Source organism: Dyadobacter linearis (assembly GCF_907165045.1).
Taxonomy (GTDB): Bacteria; Bacteroidota; Bacteroidia; order Cytophagales; family Spirosomataceae; genus Dyadobacter; species Dyadobacter linearis.
Map to the genome: position 1 here is coordinate 889,396 of NZ_CAJRAU010000003.1, position 19,954 is coordinate 909,349.

The following is a 19,954-nucleotide window of genomic DNA, read 5'->3' on the forward strand; positions in this document are numbered from 1 at the left end:
AAATCGGACTGCAAAAGTAATATTCCACAACTGATTAACAAAGTGTTACTAAATGTTTTTTCACGAAGCTTTACAAAATTGCTGGCCGATCTCAGTGATTATGAGTAAATAGAGCCTTGCTATAAAAATCTTATCCTCTTGTATCCAGAATTTTATTTCCAAACGTTCTTTATTAGTATTGTTTTTCAGAAACCCAAAGTGCGCGTCGAATCGTTAGATTTTATATTTTAAACTATGAAACTTTTGCGGAGTTTTTTTACCCTCGTAATTATATGTACCTATTTATCCGGCTGCAATTCGGCGATGCAGGCTTACAAGGATGGACAGAAGAAGTTCGCTAACGGAGAATACGACCTCGCGATCAAAGGTTTCCAGAAAGCGGCTGCCGAGAACTACGAACCGGTGCAGACTAATTATCTGATTGCTGAATCCTACCGCCTCTCCAATCGTTTCAAAGAGGCTATTCCCTATTACAAACAAGCACTTGACGGCGGTATTGCAATTGCAGATGCGCGATTTCAATATGCTTATGCGCTAAAAACTGCTGGACAATATAACGAAGCCTCTGCCGAATTTGCAGCATTTGCCAGAGACACTGCCAGCTCACAGGCTTTACAGGATCGTGCATTAAGGGAAGTAGAGATCCTCAGGATTGCCGACAGGCTTAAAACCGAAAAAATGCCCGTTGAAGCAACGAGTATCCCCCTTAATTCAGCCGGTTCTGAATTCTCGCCGACAATTCTAGGCAACGAGCTGGTTTTTTCTTCCTCAAAGAAAGAGAAGATATACAAAAATAATGGTCAGGCGATGCTGGGCCTGTACAAAGTAGCGATCACGCAGGATCCGGCGGATATACAGGGAAACCCTGTTTTGCTTAGTCAGGACATATTCGCCGAAGATGCAAATGAAGCTTCGCCGGCATTTTCTCCCGATGGAAAAACACTTGTTTTTGCTCGTGGTAACAATGGGAAAAAGAATGGTGCCGTCGATGTGGACCTTTATATGAGCCGTAATATCGATGGAAAATGGACCGTACCTGCTATTTTGCCAATAAACGATTCTCTTGCCTGGGACGGTTCACCTGCTTTTTCCCGGGATGGAAAAACGCTGTACTTTGCCTCTAACCGGCCGGGAGGTGCGGGAGGAATAGACATTTACCGAACTAATATGGACGCGTCGGGCAGGTTCAGCAAGCCTGTAAATATGGGACGCGATATCAATACTGCCGGCGACGATATGTTTCCGTATGTTGCCGAAGGCGGGAAATTGTACTTCGCTTCCGACGGACACCCGGGACTTGGAAAACTGGACTTATTTTCAGCCACAAGAATACAGGGAGTAATTACCATTGAAAATATGGGGCTGCCGTTTAATAGTCCACAAGATGATTTTGGGCTCGTGTTTTACCAGGATCTGAATAAAGGCTTTTTTGCATCCAATCGCGAAGGCGGAAAAGGGGACGATGACATTTATTATTTCAGCGGACCCGAAGAGCCGGATAGTACCACCACTGCTAAAAACAATGACCCAAACGATCCGCTTAACCCGAATAACCCAAACTATGTGAATGGAAAGCCAAAGGTAGTAAGGTATTTCCTGGGTGGTAATGTGATTGCAAACGGACAAAACGTGCCGCTTGATTCTGCAATCGTTCATATTCTGCCCGACACTTCCGATACGCAGATTGCTCAATTACCTAGTAATTCGGAAGGTAAGTTTGGAAAGCAGCCTGTTGAGGAAGGAAAATCTTATACTTTGCTTGTAGAGCGAAAAGGTTATATCAGTAAGCGGGAGCCATTTTCCATGAACGGGCGTACTATTCCGCCGATATTCCTGACAAAGGAACTAACCGATACGACATTCAATGTGACTATCAAATTGGATAAACTTGAGTTGAACAAAACATTCGTTCTTGAGAATATCTATTATGATTTGAACAAGTACAATATCAGACCAGATGCTGCCATCGAACTTGATAAGTTGGTCCAGATATTAAAAGACAATCCTAGTATGAATATCGAGCTGAGCTCGCATACCGATGCGCGTGCTACCGATGCTTACAATATGACCTTGTCGCAAAATCGTGCGGAATCCGCAGTTACCTACCTGAATTCAAAAGGAATCGACGCCGATCGCATGGTTGCGAAAGGCTATGGAGAACGTGAATTGGTTGTTCCAAATGCAAAAACAGAGGAAGAGCATCAGCGAAACCGTCGCACCGAATTTACAATTTTGAGTTACTAAGATATAAAACTTAAAAATCCCGCTCCGGACAAGATTGCTCCGGAGCGGGATTTTTATTTTACGCGTCCCTATCTTTGCACTATTCTTCTTTTAATATCATTTTAAAATATTCAGTTTATTAAATGGCTGACCGCATTGTTTATTGGTTCAGAAACGATCTTCGATTACTTGATAATGAAGCGCTACTTTCTGCCTGCAACTCCTCAGATGAAATTATTCCGGTATTTGTTTTTGATCCCAGGCAATATGAAAAAACCAGACTTGGATTCCGGCGGACAGGCGCACTGAGAGCTCAGCAGCTCATAGATTGCGTAACTGATCTCAGGGAAAATATCAGAAAAAAGGGCGGGGATCTTTTAATACGAATAGGCGAACCCGAAAAGATCGTCGCGCAGTTGGCGGAAGACCACCAGGCAGGATATGTATATTGTAGTAAGGAGATAGCGCCGGAGGAAACGCGCATTGAATCTTCCCTCAGCAAAAATCTGAAAACCGGAAATATAGATATCAAGCTTTTCTGGATGGATACGTTGGTCCACGCAACCGAACTGCCCTTCCCTATTTCCAAGCTCCCCGGCTCTTTTGAAGCTTTCTCAAAGACAATGCAAAATAGTCTTGACATCGAAAGTATACTTCCTGAACCTGCTCAGATCAAGCTACCTGCTGATCTTGAAATGGGCCAGATGCCGACACTGGCTGACCTGGGAATTGAGATTGAAGAAATTGGAACCGGGCAAGAGCCTGAAACTATTAAGCCGATTAGCGAGGAAGAGGCTATCCGGTCACTTTCTCAATATCTGGCATCCGAAGCCGATCCGATAGACTTTCATGCATTGATCGATTCCGGAATTTCGCGCTGGCTTTCAATGGGCTGCCTCTCTCCAAAGTATGTGTATAAAGCAGTTGCCACAAAAAGCGACTCAGCTAAAAAGCAAAGTTTGATGCAGGATCTTTTGGAAAGAGACTATTTTCATTGGACGCTGCTTCGTTACGGGCCGCGTATATTCAAACCTAGCGGAGTAAAGCACCATTTTGCAAAACGCTGGGACGACGATCTTGTCACATTCAGAAAATGGACAGACTCTCAAACGGACGATGCACAGGTAAATGATTTAATGCGGAAATTAAAAAGCCAGGGAAACCTGCTTTCAGCGGAGCGATGGATTGCTGCTAAATATTTAGCTAACACATTAAATATTAACTGGACCTGGGGCGCGATGTATTTTGAAAGCAACTTAAAGGACTATGAACCGTCTGTCAGCTGGGGCAAGTGGAACAAAGTTGCGGGTGTAGGCCAGGATTGATATTTGATTCGCTGGCCTGATTATTTGGAAACCCATTATCACGCCTATTATCTGCCAATGTGGAGCAAAAACCGGTTATGTAGTATTTGCTGCATATTTTGTTAGCTTTGGCCAACTTTGAACTTTCATTAACATTAACCGAATACTAAAATGTCAAAAGGACTAATTGGAGTTATCGTCGTGGTTCTGATTCTCGGATTCGTCGGCTGTGGAAAATATAACGGGCTTGTGGGTAAAGACGAAGTAGTGAAAGAATCCTGGGCGAAAGTAGAGAGCCAGTACCAGCGTCGCGCGGACCTGATCCCCAATCTGGTCAGCACTGTAAAAGGAGCGGCGGAATTTGAAAAAAGTACACTGACTGCCGTAATCGAGGCACGTAGCAAAGCAACTCAAACCACTATCAATGCAGATCAGTTGACACCTGAGAATATTTCCAAATTTCAGGCTGCACAGGATCAGTTGAGCGGATCACTTTCCCGATTACTTGTCTCAGTAGAGCAATACCCTCAGCTGAAAGCAAATCAGAACTTCCTTGAATTGCAAGCGCAGCTGGAAGGAACGGAAAACCGGATTGGTGTAGCAAGAAATGATTTCAATACGGTCGTGAAAGACTATAACCAGGAAGTACGGACATTCCCGACTAACCTTTTCGCAGGCGTATTTGGCTTTGCTCAAAAAGGCTATTTCACAGCGACCGCGGGGTCTGAGAAAGCGCCTTCGGTACAATTCTAATAAGATTACAGGGTGTTTTCGGAAAGATATATTCTTTGAAAACACCCTGTTTTTGTTTGTACTCACCGACCTAACAGCCTGCCCATGGAAGCCGAACCCCTTTTTTTTACAGAAGAACAGCAACAGCTTATCATTCAGTCGATTCAGAAAGCTGAAAAACAGACTTCGGGTGAAGTGAAGGTTCATATTGAAAAGAAATGTCCTTCGCCGGATGTAATGGAAAGAGCAAAAGAGGTTTTCTTTAAACTCAACCTGCATCAGACAGCGCAGCGCAACGGCGTCTTATTTTACCTGGCTTACGAAGACCGCAAGTTTGCAGTTTTAGGAGATAAAGGAATTGACGAAAAAGTCGATGCCGACTTTTGGCAAACGACAAAAGATCACCTGAGAAGTCACTTCTCGAAGGGAGAATACCTGGAAGGTTTGTGCAGAGGTATTGATGAGGCCGGATTCCAGCTGAAATCACACTTCCCCTACCATTCCGACGACATCAACGAACTTCCGGACGATATATCGTTTGGACATTGAGCTCATGAAGAAAATCCTATTATTACCCATTATGCTGATCATTTCAATATGCAGCATCTGGGCACAAGATATTCCTGCCAAACCAAACCCGCCCAAACTCGTCAACGATTTCGCGAGCCAGTTGAGTGCAGATCAAAAAGCGCGTCTTGAACAAAAGCTGGTAGCATATAACGATTCCACTTCTTCTCAGATCGTGATTGTAATCGTCCCAACGACAGGCGACTACCCTATTGCCGACTATGCGATCAAGCTTGGCCGCGAATGGGGCGTAGGGCAGAAAGGCAAGAATAACGGGATCGTACTACTCTGGGCACCCACCGATCGGAAGATATTTATAAGTACCGGCTACGGCCTCGAAGGCGCAATACCCGACGCGATCGCAAAGCGGATCATTTCACAGATAATCACGCCGCGCTTCAAACAAAACCAGTTTTACGAGGGTTTGGATGAAGGTGTGGATACGATTTTCAAATATGCAACCGGTGAGTACAAAGCCGATAAGCAGCAAAGCAGCGACGAGCAATCCTTCTCTCCAATCCTGATCCTGGTGATTATTTTCATCGTGATTATGATTGTTATGTTCCGGAATAAGAACAACCGCGGTGGCAGAGGCGGTGGAGGTATCGGCGGAATGGGCATTCCCCCACTCTTCTTTCCTTACACGACGCATTCAGGTAGCGGAAGCTCTTCGGGTAACTGGGGCGGAGGCTTCGGAGGCGGAAGTGGCGGCGGCTTTGGTGGATTTGGCGGAGGAAGCTTTGGAGGCGGAGGCGCAGGCGGCGATTACTAAGCGATTTACGTATAGTGATGGCATGGTTTTTGAATATATCTCATAAAATATATCAATTAACCTAAACAACAACTCATGGAACGTAAAAGTAACACCGGAATGCTCGTCGGATTAATCCTGATGACAATCCTGGCTGCTGTATTTGGCTACCTCTATTATAATGAAAGAACGCTTTCCACCCAGCAATCTTCCGACCTGCAGGCGCGGGTAAATGAACTGGCTACCTCGGAAATTAAGCTCGACTCGATTTCCAAACAACTCGATGCCCGCATTCAGGAAGTACAGGGACTGGGCGGCGACATTGAAGAACTACAAAAAGTAAAAGCTTCTCTCGAAAATGACCGTATCGCACTCCGTAAAGGAACTGCAAATATGGGCCGCAAGATCAAGGAATATGAGACATTCCTGAATAAAAAGGACGAAGAAATTGCGCAGCTCCGCGAGGAAAACCAGCAACTGATCAGCCAGAACGAAACCCTCGTTCAGGAGAAAACGCAACTCGAAACTATCAAACAGGCTGTCAGCGATTCGCTTTCAACCGTTGCTGCGAAGAATACCGAACTGGAATCCAAGGTAACGATGGCAGCAGCATTGCGCGCCAGGAATGTGAAAGTGTATGCGGTATCTTCAAAAGGAAAAATACGCGAAGGTGAAAATGTAAAATCAAAACGGATCGATAAAGTGCGGGTAGATTTTATGTTGGAGAAAAATCCTTTAACCCAAAACGACAACAAAACGATTTATCTGCGGATCATCGACCCAAGTGGCGCCACTATTTCTGATACCAAAACGGGCTCAGGGGTATTTGAGTACAATGGACAGGAACAAGGTTACACGGTAAGTAAGGATGTATTATACTCCAATAACAACCAGGATGTAAGTATCCTGTACGACCGGGACGCACCGTTTCCGTCAGGAAAATATACAATTGAACTATATTCCGAAGGTTTTTCAGTAGGAGAAGGTTCTTTTTCAGTAAAATAATTAAGTAAACCACAGTGTTTGTTCGCGGCAGCTGGATTCATTCCGGTTGCCGCTTTTTTATGCGTTTCTATATTTATCCATAATTCCTATCTTGCACCGAAAAATCAATCGGCAATAACCCAAAAAGCCAAATAAAAAGTCCCCCCGTATGTCAGCAACAATTTCCCAGAAACACCCCAGAGGCCTGTATGTCTTATTTTTTGCAGAAATGTGGGAGCGGTTTAGTTACTATGGCATGCGCGCTATCCTCTTGCTTTTTTTACTTGATAATGTAAGAGGAGGAATGGGAATGAGTGCGGCCGAGGCAACTGCGGTCTACGGTCTCTATACAGCTTCGGTGTACCTGCTAACCCTCCCAGGCGGCTGGCTCGCGGATAATATCCTGGGACAGAAAAAAGCGATCTGGTACGGTGGGATCATCATTATGCTCGGTCACATTATCCTGGCGATTCCGGCCGGGTCAGCGATATTCTTTCTTGGACTAACTACCGTCGCGGTTGGTACCGGACTTCTTAAACCTAATATCAGCTCCATCGTGGGCGAACTCTATCCGGAAGGCGGGGCACGTCGCGATGCGGCATTTTCGATCTTTTATATGGGTATTAACCTGGGTTCATTCCTCGGCATTGCGATCGTGGGGTATCTGGGTGAAAAAGTGAACTGGCACATGGGCTTCGGTGCTGCGGCGATCGGAATGCTATTGGGCCTGATCGTTTTTCGCATCGGCAGCGCTACCTATCTGAAGGGACTTGGTGACGTACCTCCTGCGAAGGAAGTGAGCAAGGTAAATGCGGGCTCACAATCGGGCAGCAACAAAATGATCGGTTACGGATTGATCGCATTGCTGGTCGTATTCCTGATCGTACTGCAAATATCAGGTACGATCGATATGTCCACAGCTCAGGGTCTCGCGCAGGGTGCAGGTGTGATTATCGTATCTATCTCTGCCGCCTATTTCCTCTTTATACTTGTTGCCGGCGGACTTACCCGTGTGGAGAAATACCGTGTCGGTGTGTTGATCATCCTGTTTCTTGCGATAGCGTTATTCTGGGCAGGTTATGAGCAGGCTGGCACTTCGTTACAGATTTTCGCCGAACGCCATACGGACCGCATCATAGGTGGCTGGGAAGTTCCATCAAGCTGGTTCCAAAACTTTCAGCCCACATTCGTACTCATTTTCGCCCCAGTATTAGCAAGCCTCTGGATTTCATTATCTTCCAGAAACCGCAATCCATCAATCCCGGTTAAATTTGCTATGGGTTTGATCCTGTTAGGTCTTAGCTTTTTCGTGATGGTTGCTGCTTCCAAAATCGCTGTAACGGGAGACCTCGCATCGCCGCTTTTCCTCACTTTTACTTACTTTCTGCATACAATCGGGGAGCTTTGCGTGAGCCCGGTTGGATTAAGTTCCTACACCAAACTAGCCCCAAAACGTTACGTGAGCCAGTTAATGGGGATCTGGTTTGTGGGTGCTTCGCTAGGTAACCTGATCGCCGGGATTTTTGCAGGTGGTTTTGATGAGAAAAATATCCTTCAAATGCCCGCACTGTTCAACCAGGTAGCGATTATAACTACCATTTTTGGACTGGTACTGCTTGTATTCTGGAAGCCTATCAAAGGCTGGATGGGCGGTATTTCTTAATGTCATTCAATACTTCAAAACAAATACATCACATGAAATCAGCCGTGTTCCGTGTTGCAATACTGGCCCTGGTGGTCAGCCTGGCGGGTTGCAAGAAAGAAAAGGAAGAAACCGACACCACAAAAGTGCCGGGATTCGATATCAGCTCGCTCGATTCAACGGCGAAAGCCTGTGAAGATTTCGACAGCTACGCAAATGGAGGCTGGAAAAAGAAAAATCCGATACCAGGCACCGAAAGCCGCTGGGGCGCATTCAATGTACTTGATAAAGAGAATAAAGAAGTTCGGCTGAAAAGCATCATCGCAGAGATCGCCGCATTGAAAGACCGCAAAAAAGGAACGGAAGAGCAGCAGATCGCGGATTATTATCAGTCGTTTCTGGATACGGCTACTATTGAAAAACGCGGCCTGGCTCCATTGAAACCCTATCTTGATAAAATCAATGCAGTAAGTTCGCTGAAAGAACTGGCAGCACTGGCGGGTGAACTGCAAAAAATCGGTGTAACTGGTGCCTTCGGTTTTGGTGTAGAAGGCGATTTGAAAAATAGCAAGATCAATGCACTTTATCAGGGTCAGGGCGGATTAAGCCTGGGAGAAAAAAGCTATTATGAGCGCACAGATTCCAGCACGGTTAATGTAAGAAAAGAATTTGTTTCACACGTGGACAAGATGTTCTCCCTGGCTGCATTCACCGACGCTACGCCCGGAAAGACAATTCTTGATTTTGAAACGAAACTGGCGAAACACCAGCTCAGTAATGTAGAGCTGCGCGATCCTAATAAAACTTACAACAAAATGAGTTTTGAGGATTTCGGAAAACTGCTGCCGGATTTCGATACCAAAACTTTTGCAGACAAGCAGGATATCAAGGCAGACACTTTGATCGTACAGAACAAAGCGTACCTGCAAAACCTGAATGCATTGCTGAAAGCTACGCCGCTTGCTACCTTGAAACTATATACGAAATGGCAGCTGCTCTCACGTTTTGCTGGCTACCTTCCGAAAAGCTTCGATCAGGAAGATTTCCGCTTTTTCAGCACGGTAATGAGAGGAACAAAACAGCAAAGAGCACGTACAGAACGGGCGATCCGCTCAACCGATGGTCTGCTTGGAATGCCGCTTGGTAAACTTTTCTCGAAAAAATATTTCCCGGAAGAAGACAAGAAAAAGGTCGCTGAAATGATCGAGAACGTACGCACAGTATACGGCGAGCGCATTGATAAGCTTACCTGGATGGGCGACTCTACCAAAGCAAAAGCGCATAAGAAGCTGAAAGCATTTACTTACAAAATCGGGTATCCTGATAAATGGAAGGACTATTCAAGCATTGAGATTGCACCTGATAAACTATTTGAAAACGTCATTTCTGCTTCCCTTTACGGACATAAAGAAGCGGTTGAGAAGATCGGCAAGGAAGTGGATAAGAAAGAATGGGGAATGACTCCGCAGACGGTGAATGCGTATTACAACCCACTGAACAATGAAGTGGTTTTCCCTGCAGGTATATTGCAGCCGCCGTTTTATAACCGTAATGCCGACGATGCGATCAATTACGGCGGGATCATCGCAGTGATCGGCCACGAATTTACGCACGGTTTCGACGATCAGGGTTCACAGTTTGATGACGAGGGTAACCTGAAAAACTGGTGGACAGCTTCGGATCGCGCGAATTTTGATAAGCTAACCAAGAAGTATATTGAATATTTCAACGGCATCGAAGCATTGCCCGGCTTTAATATCAACGGTGCATTAACTATCGGTGAAAATGTGGCCGACTTGGGTGGATTAACACTGGCTTATTACGCGCTGCAAAAGTCGCTGGAAGGTAAAGAAGAGCCGGCCCCTATTGACGGTTTCAACTGGAAACAACGCTTTTTCCTGGGCTGGGCGCAGGTTTGGCACATGAACACGACCAACGAAGCATTAAGAAACCAGATTCAAACTGACCCGCACGCGCCTGCAAAAGACAGGATCAACGGGCCGCTTCCTCATTTGAAGGAATTCCAGGCTGCATTCGGCTGTACGCCGGGCACAAAAATGGCTCTGGCCGATTCGGCGAAAATCGTAATCTGGTAATTGAGTTTAAAGTTTAGGAGTCAAAAGTTTATGAGTTTAAAGTTAGGTCCTGAACTCATAAACTCTGAACTCATAAACTTTAAACTCTGAACTCTAAAACTCATTTTCCCGCGAGGTACTTGTTCCGATAAGCACTTGGACTACAACCCTTAGCCTGCCTGAATTGGCGGGCTATATTTTTGCTGTCGTTCAGGCCCATATCCAATGCAATCTCAAACACCGACATATCCGTATCCAGCAACTTCTGGGTGAATTTTTCAATGCGCAGATTGAAGATGTACTTATAAATGGGGTAGCCGGTTATTTCAAGAAAACGCTTTTCCAGCGCCCGGCGCGACAAAGGTACCTGCTTCACTACCTCATCCACGTGCAGGTTTTTCTCGATATTCTGGTGAATGTATTTGAGGGACGAAGCAATGTGATCATCATTGGTAGCATAAATATCAGTCGAGTGCCGGGTGATTACCTGCATCGGTTTTACTATGATGTCGTAATACGCTCCGGTACCGTGTTTGATCATGTGATCGAGCAGTTTCGCAGCATCGTACCCCCCTTTTTCTACGTCGAGTGCAATACTGGACAGCGGTGGATCGGACAAATCGCAGATCATTTCATCGTTATCAACACCTAATACTGCCACTTCTTCGGGAATGCGGATCCCTACATGCCGGCAAGCTTCGGTAATATGCTGGCCCTGGTTATCGTCACAGCTCATCAGTCCGATCGGCTTGGGAAGGCCTTTCAGCCAGCGGCTCAGCGAGCTGGGTTTATAATACCAGAGCTCAGTTGACCTGGCTTTTTTATGCTCAAAATAATGCACCTGATGCCCTTTTGACTTCAATCTTTCTTCAAAACCCTCCGCTCGTTCGCGCGACCAGACAATATCATTGAAGCCGTAAAAAGCGAAATTTGTAAAACCTTTTTTCAAAAAGTAGTCGGCCCCAAGCTTTCCTGCTTCATGGTAGTCGCCTGTGATATTGGGTATTTCAGTGAACCGCTCTTTAAAATCCTGCGCAATAACAGGAATCCCTGCTTTCAGTATTTTGTCAATTTCCTTATTATAAAGCTGACCTATGATACCGTCTGCGCCCCATTCAAGCGCCCATTGCAAAATTCCATCGATCCCGACCGTTTCACGGTGGAAAAGCGGCATCCGGCAAAAAATCCACGGTCCGAACTCTTTTGAATAGGCATTAATCCCCTTCATCAGCGTCTTACTATATTCTTCGGCAAAATCGAGGAGCAGGATAACCTTGTACATATTGGGCGGTCATGACCGTTTTTACGACATTTTAAACAGTTCTTTCACGCTGGTAACCGTCTCATTGTTGACAAGAGGCTTTGCCCAGATTGATATACTAAAAATGTAGCCCAGCGGGATCAACAAAAACACCATCGCCAGCCGCAGCCCCACCAGTTCACCCAGCCCGCCCACGATCAGCGGCACTACTGCGCCCCCTGAAATCCCCGCACATAGAATCCCTGAAAACGTACCGTGATGCTTTGGCACGGAATTCAATGCGAGCGAAAAAATAACGGAATACATTACAGAGGCGAAAAAGCCGGCCAACGGGAAACCCACCAATGCAAGTTCCTTTGAACCGAACAATGCAGTAAGCAATGCAACAATAGCGCCGCAAGTGAAAAACGCGAGCACTTTCCGGCTGTCCATCAATTTAAGAAGCGCTAATCCCAGAAAGCAGCCGATCGTGAGCAAGCCCCAGAAATAGGAAATGACGCTGGCCCCAGTGGTGGCGGGATCTACACCATGATAAGTTTGCAAAAACTGCGAGATCCAGTTCGCTATCCCCTGCTCGGTACCCACGTAGGCGAATATCCCCAGAAAGAAAAGCCAGACAGTGCGGTTCGATGAAAGTTCACTAAATGACTTCCCTACATCCATACGTTCATCTTCCCTGAGCTCCACTTTCGGAAATCGAACCAGGGCGATAACTAAAACCATTAAAAGCGCAATCACCGCAAATACCCAGTACAGCGAAACCCATTTCAGATTTTCAGGAACGAGGCTGTTTAATGTTTCGATCAGAAATCCCGACGATCCCGAGTGTACGTTTAGCACTAAATAAGAATATAAAAGCGGGCTTAAAAAGGAGGCTGCACCAAAGAATAACTGCGCCAATACCGAGAAAAAAGCGAATTTCTCTTCCCCGCCCGCAACCCGAAGTAATGGATTGATCACCACCTGCAGCATCGCCATTCCAATTCCGATCAGGAAAAGCGAAAGCAATGCGATGGAGAAGCCCGGTATCAAAGCAAAAAGTTGTGCACCTAAAAATGCAAGTACGAAAGCAGCGATCAGAATGCGCTTTTCACCATATTTCTCTACCATTAAGCCGGCCGGAATGGACATTACGCCATAGGCGACAAAGAATGCAAAGGGCAAAAATCCGGCGAGGCCGAGGCTGAGGTCGAAACTCTTAACAATATCAGGAATAATAGGCCCCAGGATATTGGTAAGGAACGAAATGACAAAAAAAATGAGCAGGATCAGTACGACGATAAAACTGTTTCTTTGCATGGGAGGATTTACGTGGTTTTGTGCAGACTAGCCGCACTGTTTCAGATACTACCTGACCACCGCCACCGCAGTGCGGCTCGATTTTCCGGCGACGTCAAAACTTTTGAGCTTGACCGTACCAGAAACTTTTGCCGGCGCATCGTAAAGAGGCGACTTGGCAGTAGGTTCCGAACCGTCGGTCGTGTACCGGATCATCAGCCCGGGAAGCTCCACGTTGGCTTTCAGCACCCCGTTTTCAACAATAGCGCCGGGCATCGGGACCCGATAATTATAGCCGCCGTTGATGTAACTCCATTTCGGCAATGCCTTTTGGGCAATTGTATTGGCAAACACATTCCAGCCTTCCAGCATCATTTTCCTTCTTGCCGCATCATCGTCCACAAACTCCCACTTCCGCTCAGCAGCCCACGCACTTTCCGAAAATCCCAGGAGTTTCGGCAATATCTGAAACTCCATCATATCGCGGCCTTTCACCGTTTCGCACCAAAGCTGTGCTTCTATGCCAAGTACATTTTTTCTCGCAGCCGGTTTCAATGCTTCTTTTCCAATGAATTCCTCCTTCATCGGTTTGCCCATCGCATTCACCTCCGTCGTTTTGAACATATTGAAAGGTGCAAATGCCCAGTTGTCCCAGGTATCCACAAATCCTCCCCAATACAGCCCCGGATCCTTCGGATCGTTGCTGTACGACATATCAAAGTAGAAGTTGGTCACATTGCAAAGTACCACCTGATAACCCGCATTGGCCATACGATTACCCAGATCAACATCATATACATTGTTCCAGATATAAGGTACAACCGGCCGACCCACGAATTCGGGATTTGCGAGATATGCACCCTGCGCAGTCTTGGTCAATGCCACCTCTTCCCAACCGTGTACCTTAAGGTTTCGCTTTTCTAATCTTGGCAGCAGTTGCCGGAAGAAATAGGTTTGCAAATTGCGGTATTCCTTTATTTCAGGATGCTCCTGCATCAGCTTGGCCACATTCGGAGACTTGGTCCATACACCCTCGGCCACCTCGTCACCACCGGTGTGGAAAATATCCATTGTCAAACCCGCCTGCTTATACATTTTCGCAAATTCGTCCACCACTTTTTCGTAAAAATGATAAGTCGACTCGCGTGAAATATCCACTACATTATTCTTGTAAGCCTGCGCCGACAGGTAAACTGATTTGTCAGCCGGATCAATGAGGCGATATTCATTTGCTTCTTTTTCCTTGCCTTCCTTCATCAAACGCTCGTACCTGGCTTCCATTGATTTAATAGCCGCCATTGCGTGTCCCGGGAAATTCACTTCCGGAATCACCTTAATGTGACGCTCTTTGGCATATTTAAGTATTTCCACGAAATCGGCTTTGGTATAAAAGCCGCTGCCAAACTTGTCTTTATCATACGCTTTTGGTCCCGATCCGTACGCGGGATGAATCGCGGGAGCGTTCATGCCGGAAGTATGCTGCCGCTGGGCACCTACCTCGGTCAGTTCAGGAAGTCCGTCAATTTCCACACGCCAGCCTTCGTCTTCGGCTGTGTAAAACAGGAAGTGGTTAACCTTATAAGAAGCGAGCAGGTCGAGTACGCGCTTCACCGTTTCTTTGGTTTGAAAATTACGGCCCACATCCAGATGCATACTTCTGAAATGGAAGCGCGGCGCATCTTCAATCTGCACATATCCCAGCACAACCGAAGGCTGCACTTTCTGGTAAGACTCCACCGGCGCCAGCTGCAACAAGCTCTGCACTGCATAAAATACCCCGGCCGGGTCGCTTCCTGTAATCGTCACACCAGCTGCATCGACACCAAGTTTATATGCTTCTTTTGAAATACCATTCACATTAACTGCACCCGTTTTCAATACGATCACAGGAGCGGATGCACTGGTGTTTTTCGGCAAACCAGCCTGAATAGGCAGATCGGTTCCGGTAAGTGCTTTCAGTTTTCCAATCAAAAATTTAGCCTCATTTTCCAGTCCTTCCTGATAAAATACCTGCGTTTCGCCGCTCAGCGTCAATGTGCCGGCGGAAGAAGTAACCTTCACCGGGCTAGGGATCACTTTCAGAAGCTGATCAGCGCCCAGTGTCGTAAATGCCAGATTGTGTTCGTATCTCGTCGCAGCCGTCGGCACTGCCAACAGGTCCCTTTTTCCTCTTAGTATCTGTTCTTTTTCGGTAAAAGGCTCGATCGTGTAATCAGCCACCTGAACAATATCTTTCTCTTTTCCTTCATTATCGTAAAAAACAAAATACAGTCCCAGCGGCGCGTCGGTTTCCTTGATCACACCCTCCGTGCCTGTATAGGTTACCGTCACCGAGTCACCGGGGCTCAGCTTGAAATCCTTACTAGCCACCATCCGGTACCAGTCGCCGTTAATGTGCTCCACATTAGCGGGTTGTGGGGTTTTGTTAGATTGAATAGGGCGCGGCGACATATTGAAAAACAGCTTCCAGTTTGTCGCGTCCAACGTAATGTCACTACCGTTTCTAATCGTGAACTTCGCCTCAAAACTTCCGTCAGGCTCTATAAAATTGCTAACCAGCTTCCAGGAAACGCCGATTTTCTCAGCCTGTTCCTTGCTGATTTCGCCCGACTTACCGCAGCTCGCCAGCAGCATTACGATCATTACAAAAAGCTGATATTGGAATATTTTCTTCATAGGTTTTAAACGCGGATTTGTTTTGATGTCAGTGAAATGTAGTCGGTATTTGGGGTGAGGTATTACGTGATTATAATACTTAATATCCGGCAAAATATACTAGTCCGGGCGATTTACCAGCAATGGAAATCATTTAATTAAAACCGGGATAGCCTTTCCCTCAGCGAACTGTGTAATATCCTTTAAAATGTGATTTGATGAATAATCAAACGGGTACTTCTTCCAGGCTACTCTCACTGGATACATTGCGCGGATTTACGATCGCCGCTATGATCATGGTCAACTTTCCGGGCAGCGAATCGCACAAATTCCCGACCCTCAGCCACACAAAATGGAACGGGTTAACCTTCACTGACCTCATCGCACCCGTATTTTTATTTATAGTAGGCGTTTCGATTGCATTGGCCTATTCAAAAAAACGCCTGGAACACGGTTCCAAAACAGAACTTTACAAAAAGATCATTTTCCGTTCTGTCAAGATATTCGCTGTGGGAATGTTCCTGAATATGCTCCCAAATTTCGATCTGTCTGACTTGCGGTACACCGGCACGCTGCACCGGATCGCGATCGTTTTTCTGGTATGCGCGATCCTTTTTTTAAATACAAATGCAAAACAGCAGGCTATTCTCGGCGCGCTGATCCTGATCGGATACTGGCTGGCCATGACGTTCATTCCAACTCCCGGCTTCGGAAGAGTAATGCTGGAACCCGGCAAAAACCTCGCTGCCTGGGTCGATCAGCAATATCTGCCCGGCAAAATGTGGCAGGGCAACTGGGATCCTGAGGGTATTCTCAGCACATTCCCCTCCATTGTATCCGGCATTTCAGGATTGCTGGCAGGCCGGCTGTTATTGGGGAATATTATTTCAAATGAAAAAAGTAACTACCTAATGTCGGCAGGCTTGCTAAGTGCGGCGGCGGGCTATTTCTGGGGATTGATTTTTCCTGTGAACGAAAACCTCTGGACCAGCTCCTTCGTATTGGTTACCTCCGGTTTCGCCTCCATGCTGCTGGGTGCATTGTATTTTAGAATTGATATTAAAAACAAAAAAGCGGCAATTGCGCCTGGCCTGATCTTCGGTGCCAATGCAATTGCCGCCTATGTGCTTGCCGATATACTGGCGCTGCTGTTCTACCAGTTTCCTTTCGGCGGCCAGACTTTGAATGCGATTTTGGTCAATACATTAACTGGTGCAGGATTCGGGGCCAACTTTGCCAGCATGTTATATGCAATTTTCTTTGTCTGCATCAACTTTATCCCCGCGTACCTTCTTTATCGCAAACGGATTTTTATTAAACTATAAAAACGTGCGTTACTTCTTTCCTTGCCACATCATCAGCCCCTCAATAACGGCCACCAACTGTTCAACAGGCATATTAGGGGTCAAATAAGCATGCGGCCCCATGGGATCGTTCTGCCACTTATTGTTTCCGCCTTCAATCGTAATTCTCCCCCTTTTCAATCCAAAATATGGCTGAACCCCGCGCGCAGCTACTAACACAGCTGTCTGGTCCCAGCTCATGCGACCCGCTTCGTCTTCCTTATTCATAGGCATTGCCATGGCATAAACTTCCTTCACCGGACTATTAAGCTGCTCATTCGCAACCAGCCTCAGCCCTGTTTTCACCTTTTCACCGATCTCAAACCCACTGAACAATATCTCAGTCGGCCACTCGGTGAACACTTTTGCGGAGGATACCGAATCCGCATATACATTATATTCTCTTCCTTCCGGAAATTTGCCCGCCATCGAAACCAGCTGCTTTACCTTTTTTCTCACCAATGCAGGCCCGTCGAGCGGGGATATTTTATCGGGTTTTGAATCCAGGAGATCTGCAAGATTTGTCAGGAAACCGATCGTCACAATCGTCACGCTCTGGTCGGCTTCTTTGGCCAGGATTTTGCGGTAAGTTTCTACTGCATCGGGCGCGTCGGAAGTTTTGGTAATAGCAGGTTTGTATTTCTCAACCAGCATTTCAGGCCATTTCTGCTGAGCACCGAAATCTGCGCCTGTCCCTTTCGGCGCGCCTGTCGGTAGTTCCGGGCGGCCAAAATAGGAGTTCAGGATACTGATAACCGGCACTACGAGCTCATTTTTATTGGAAGCAATTACTGCGATCGGCCTCAGTTCCCCTCTGTCAGCAAGCGCGTGCATAACCGCCATAGCGCCCACATCATCATAATCAGGGCCAATATCGGTATCAAGGATCACCGCATTACCGGCTCTGCCCCTGTTTTGTGCGTAGAGATTTGAAAACATCAGCAGGAAGAAGAAAAACAGAATTTTGTTCATGATAAGAGAATGCAGATTTCAACTGTAACACCAATATACGTTCATTTGATCCCGCCGTTCTGACGCAGCAATGGTAAACCTGCAAATATTTTTCATAAAAGCAATTATACAAAATACCGGTTCACCTGATTCTTCACCTTCAGAACCCCTCCGTCGAAAACAATTTTTATGTTTCTGTTAGACACCGCGTGCCGCTCGCTTAACCCAATCCGGTAAAGATTATTGGCATTTCCAACTTGCAGGTACTCGAAAGCGCCTGCATATTTCAGAATCAAAGTATCGCCGGCATATTTATACTTTTCCCGGCAGCATCGTAATCACAGCTGCTCGCCCCATTCTGTACGCTCAAATTACTCCCTGAACCGTCTGTGACAGCTGAAAGCTTGTTGCCGGTGTAGGCCTAAATAGGAACTTAGACGGTAACAAAGTAAATGGTGCACCGAAGATTCGAGGCGCCATTTACTTATTTTTTTCGTAGAAAGATCGACTCAATGTGTCAATTATAGATTCAATGAAATACTCAAACTCATTAGGCTCCCAATCCTTTCCTATTCCATTCTCCGAAAGAAGATTTGATAGTCCACCTAGTATAGTAAATATTCGATTTGCTCCCCTTATCATTCCCCAAATTCTCAGCTGCCCTTGCACCAGTTGCGGAACCATGCACGACAACAGCAGTACATTGAAATGTATTCAGGCTTTAGTCTATTTTCATTGCCGTGGCAATTCATCAGGTCGGGCTGGCCTGACCCGTTTACTTTCAGGTTCGGTTAAATTAAAGCCAGGTATTTTATAAAGTTTCAGCATTTCCATTCGGCTTACTAAACCTAGGTTTTGCGATTCAGATAGAACAGGGGTTTCGCGGCTATACTGATCAAAGCCCGTAGATTTAAATGAAATGGTTCCGCTCTGTGTTTCTATCAACCAATCCCATTCCATTTTTTTATCTATATAAGCTTCGTTCCTTGCCCTTTGAGGGTTTTCTCTATGTAGATCAGAAATCTCAATTTCCCCATCAGTTTCCAAATCAATTTTCACATCCCATACATTATGAAAAACCAGAGTGGACGGCGATATTAGGAACTTATAATACTCACTTTCAGAATCTGTTATCCATTCAAAAATATAGTCAATATCAAGTATTAACCTAAAATTACTATCATCAGAAAGGATAGAATAGATTTTACAGTCATGCCAGCCCATTTGTTCGAAATCAGCCTCGTTCCAATTCCCTTTATATTTGATACTTTCCATGGTGTTCATTGGTTAGGGATTTCATCTTTCCTTGCTGGACGTACTGTTTTAGTGCCAGGCTCTTTAACATGTGGTGTTGGTACCCCTCCGTGCGAATTTCCAGTTACATCAACCCTCTTAGTTTCCTGGAACCCACTTGGGTGTTTAGGATTCTCCTTATACGTTGCCGTATTAGTTGTTTTCCCCTTTTTAGGATCGGTTCTGAATGTACTATGGTCACCTTGCGCTTTGTGGTCTGGCTTTAAATGATTACTGCCCCGTCCGCTGCTCTCGGTAGAACTCGCATTCACCCTCCCATTATCATTCCTCAAATTTTCAGCTGCCCTTGCACCGGTTGCCGAACCATGCACCATAACAGCAGTCGATACTGCAGCTACTGGTAGTGCAACCGGCGTCAATAGTCCCGCACTTCCGACTTCGCCAGTAACAGCGCAGCGTTACCTATTAAACCGGCTGCAATTTCGGTAGCACCTACTACCATTGCTGCATAGTGCCCCACAATGCGTCCGCTGCTATACGCACCAGCATAACCAGGGGTAGCGCTTTGGCGCTTATAATAATGATACGGTAAAATTCCAGTTGTCCTTCCAACAAGATCAAATGCATATCAATCCTCTTTTCTTATATAAACCCAGGCCTCTAAACAGTCTAAATTGGAAAAGGACTCCTTTGAATATATGCATTGCTCTTCAACCTCAGAGAAATTAATGTCTGCTAAAACTTCGCCTGCAACGTCACTAATATTCTCATAGTCCTCTTCTTCTGGGTCTCGATCCAAATAATATATTATCTTCAATTTTACATTCGCATCGTAACCAACCGCAACACCACGAACAGCTGGATAAATCTCTCCTAATAAGGCCCGTTGAATTGAAATCAATACTTCTCTTCGAAATTCAATGTCTTTTGTCAT

17 protein-coding genes are annotated in these 19,954 nt (G+C 45.9%); 9 read left to right on the plus strand and 8 right to left on the minus strand.

What is annotated here, in order from left to right; genetic code table 11:
- Nucleotides 1-234: 234 nt before the first annotated feature.
- From KOD92_RS14205 to KOD92_RS14240, 8 genes are all read left to right on the plus strand, one after another.
- Nucleotides 235-2,244, plus strand: coding sequence for an OmpA family protein (locus KOD92_RS14205; RefSeq protein WP_456305219.1), 2,010 nt, complete (start codon nucleotides 235-237; stop codon nucleotides 2,242-2,244).
- 122 nt (nucleotides 2,245-2,366) lie between these two features.
- Nucleotides 2,367-3,548 carry a deoxyribodipyrimidine photo-lyase gene (locus KOD92_RS14210; RefSeq protein WP_215234213.1) on the plus strand — a complete coding sequence of 394 codons (1,182 nt, stop codon included), beginning with the start codon at nucleotides 2,367-2,369 and terminating at the stop codon, nucleotides 3,546-3,548.
- Between the two features lie 150 nt (nucleotides 3,549-3,698).
- Nucleotides 3,699-4,280, plus strand: a complete 582-nt coding sequence (locus KOD92_RS14215; protein WP_215234214.1) for a LemA family protein — start codon at nucleotides 3,699-3,701, stop codon at nucleotides 4,278-4,280.
- An 84-nt stretch (nucleotides 4,281-4,364) separates the two neighbouring features.
- Entirely contained in the window at nucleotides 4,365-4,808 is a 444-nt protein-coding gene (locus KOD92_RS14220) for a TPM domain-containing protein (RefSeq protein WP_215234215.1), read from the plus strand.
- Between the two features lie 4 nt (nucleotides 4,809-4,812).
- Entirely contained in the window at nucleotides 4,813-5,598 is a 786-nt protein-coding gene (locus tag KOD92_RS14225; RefSeq protein ID WP_215234216.1) for a TPM domain-containing protein, read from the plus strand.
- A 75-nt stretch (nucleotides 5,599-5,673) separates the two neighbouring features.
- On the plus strand, nucleotides 5,674-6,582 hold the full coding sequence (locus KOD92_RS14230) for a hypothetical protein (protein WP_215234217.1): 909 nt from the start codon (nucleotides 5,674-5,676) through the stop codon (nucleotides 6,580-6,582).
- A 148-nt stretch (nucleotides 6,583-6,730) separates the two neighbouring features.
- Nucleotides 6,731-8,224 carry a peptide MFS transporter gene (locus tag KOD92_RS14235; RefSeq protein WP_215234218.1) on the plus strand — a complete coding sequence of 498 codons (1,494 nt, stop codon included), beginning with the start codon at nucleotides 6,731-6,733 and terminating at the stop codon, nucleotides 8,222-8,224.
- Nucleotides 8,225-8,256: 32 nt separating this feature from the next.
- Nucleotides 8,257-10,299: a M13 family metallopeptidase gene (locus tag KOD92_RS14240; RefSeq protein WP_215234219.1), complete on the plus strand. Its 2,043-nt coding sequence runs from the start codon at nucleotides 8,257-8,259 to the stop codon at nucleotides 10,297-10,299.
- Between the two features lie 100 nt (nucleotides 10,300-10,399).
- Here KOD92_RS14240 and KOD92_RS14245 read toward each other — a convergent pair whose 3' ends face one another.
- From KOD92_RS14245 to KOD92_RS14255, 3 genes are read right to left on the minus strand one after another with little or no spacing between them, the layout of a single operon-like run.
- Entirely contained in the window at nucleotides 10,400-11,560 is a 1,161-nt protein-coding gene (locus KOD92_RS14245; protein ID WP_215234220.1) for an AraC family transcriptional regulator, read from the minus strand.
- Nucleotides 11,561-11,581: 21 nt separating this feature from the next.
- Nucleotides 11,582-12,838 (minus strand): MFS transporter, encoded by a 1,257-nt coding sequence (locus KOD92_RS14250; RefSeq protein WP_215234221.1) that lies wholly within the window; start codon nucleotides 12,836-12,838, stop codon nucleotides 11,582-11,584.
- A gap of 48 nt (nucleotides 12,839-12,886) precedes the next feature.
- Complete coding sequence (locus KOD92_RS14255; protein WP_215234222.1) at nucleotides 12,887-15,493, minus strand: family 20 glycosylhydrolase; 2,607 nt, start codon at nucleotides 15,491-15,493, stop codon at nucleotides 12,887-12,889.
- A 197-nt stretch (nucleotides 15,494-15,690) separates the two neighbouring features.
- On the opposite strand from KOD92_RS14255, the gene KOD92_RS14260 reads away from it, so the two are divergent.
- Nucleotides 15,691-16,797, plus strand: coding sequence for an acyltransferase family protein (locus KOD92_RS14260; RefSeq protein WP_215234223.1), 1,107 nt, complete (start codon nucleotides 15,691-15,693; stop codon nucleotides 16,795-16,797).
- Nucleotides 16,798-16,806: 9 nt separating this feature from the next.
- Here KOD92_RS14260 and KOD92_RS14265 read toward each other — a convergent pair whose 3' ends face one another.
- The 5 genes from KOD92_RS14265 to KOD92_RS14280 all read right to left on the minus strand — a co-directional run bounded on the left by KOD92_RS14265 (nucleotide 16,807) and on the right by KOD92_RS14280 (nucleotide 19,954).
- Nucleotides 16,807-17,787, minus strand: coding sequence for a nucleoside hydrolase (locus KOD92_RS14265; protein WP_215234224.1), 981 nt, complete (start codon nucleotides 17,785-17,787; stop codon nucleotides 16,807-16,809).
- Nucleotides 17,788-18,498: 711 nt separating this feature from the next.
- Nucleotides 18,499-19,041: a hypothetical protein gene (locus KOD92_RS14270; protein WP_215234225.1), complete on the minus strand. Its 543-nt coding sequence runs from the start codon at nucleotides 19,039-19,041 to the stop codon at nucleotides 18,499-18,501.
- Nucleotides 19,042-19,046: 5 nt separating this feature from the next.
- On the minus strand, nucleotides 19,047-19,394 hold the full coding sequence (locus KOD92_RS27735; protein ID WP_215234226.1) for a polymorphic toxin type 24 domain-containing protein: 348 nt from the start codon (nucleotides 19,392-19,394) through the stop codon (nucleotides 19,047-19,049).
- Between the two features lie 121 nt (nucleotides 19,395-19,515).
- On the minus strand, nucleotides 19,516-19,647 hold the full coding sequence (locus KOD92_RS27550; protein ID WP_255567387.1) for a hypothetical protein: 132 nt from the start codon (nucleotides 19,645-19,647) through the stop codon (nucleotides 19,516-19,518).
- Between the two features lies 1 nt (nucleotide 19,648).
- Nucleotides 19,649-19,954 (minus strand): hypothetical protein, encoded by a 306-nt coding sequence (locus tag KOD92_RS14280; protein ID WP_215234227.1) that lies wholly within the window; start codon nucleotides 19,952-19,954, stop codon nucleotides 19,649-19,651.

Coding starts and splice junctions, on each gene's coding strand:
- KOD92_RS14260 (WP_215234223.1), top strand. CDS start 15,691: ATGAATAATCAAACGGGTACTTCTTCCAGGCTACTCTCACTGGATACA.
- KOD92_RS14255 (WP_215234222.1), bottom strand. CDS start 15,493: ATGAAGAAAATATTCCAATATCAGCTTTTTGTAATGATCGTAATGCTG.
- KOD92_RS14240 (WP_215234219.1), top strand. CDS start 8,257: ATGAAATCAGCCGTGTTCCGTGTTGCAATACTGGCCCTGGTGGTCAGC.
- KOD92_RS14230 (WP_215234217.1), top strand. CDS start 5,674: ATGGAACGTAAAAGTAACACCGGAATGCTCGTCGGATTAATCCTGATG.
- KOD92_RS14280 (WP_215234227.1), bottom strand. CDS start 19,954: ATGACAAAAGACATTGAATTTCGAAGAGAAGTATTGATTTCAATTCAA.
- KOD92_RS14245 (WP_215234220.1), bottom strand. CDS start 11,560: ATGTACAAGGTTATCCTGCTCCTCGATTTTGCCGAAGAATATAGTAAG.
- KOD92_RS14215 (WP_215234214.1), top strand. CDS start 3,699: ATGTCAAAAGGACTAATTGGAGTTATCGTCGTGGTTCTGATTCTCGGA.
- KOD92_RS14205 (WP_456305219.1), top strand. CDS start 235: ATGAAACTTTTGCGGAGTTTTTTTACCCTCGTAATTATATGTACCTAT.
- KOD92_RS14220 (WP_215234215.1), top strand. CDS start 4,365: ATGGAAGCCGAACCCCTTTTTTTTACAGAAGAACAGCAACAGCTTATC.
- KOD92_RS27735 (WP_215234226.1), bottom strand. CDS start 19,394: ATGGTGCATGGTTCGGCAACCGGTGCAAGGGCAGCTGAAAATTTGAGG.
- KOD92_RS14235 (WP_215234218.1), top strand. CDS start 6,731: ATGTCAGCAACAATTTCCCAGAAACACCCCAGAGGCCTGTATGTCTTA.
- KOD92_RS14210 (WP_215234213.1), top strand. CDS start 2,367: ATGGCTGACCGCATTGTTTATTGGTTCAGAAACGATCTTCGATTACTT.
- KOD92_RS14270 (WP_215234225.1), bottom strand. CDS start 19,041: ATGGAAAGTATCAAATATAAAGGGAATTGGAACGAGGCTGATTTCGAA.
- KOD92_RS14250 (WP_215234221.1), bottom strand. CDS start 12,838: ATGCAAAGAAACAGTTTTATCGTCGTACTGATCCTGCTCATTTTTTTT.
- KOD92_RS27550 (WP_255567387.1), bottom strand. CDS start 19,647: ATGCATTTGATCTTGTTGGAAGGACAACTGGAATTTTACCGTATCATT.
- KOD92_RS14265 (WP_215234224.1), bottom strand. CDS start 17,787: ATGAACAAAATTCTGTTTTTCTTCTTCCTGCTGATGTTTTCAAATCTC.
- KOD92_RS14225 (WP_215234216.1), top strand. CDS start 4,813: ATGAAGAAAATCCTATTATTACCCATTATGCTGATCATTTCAATATGC.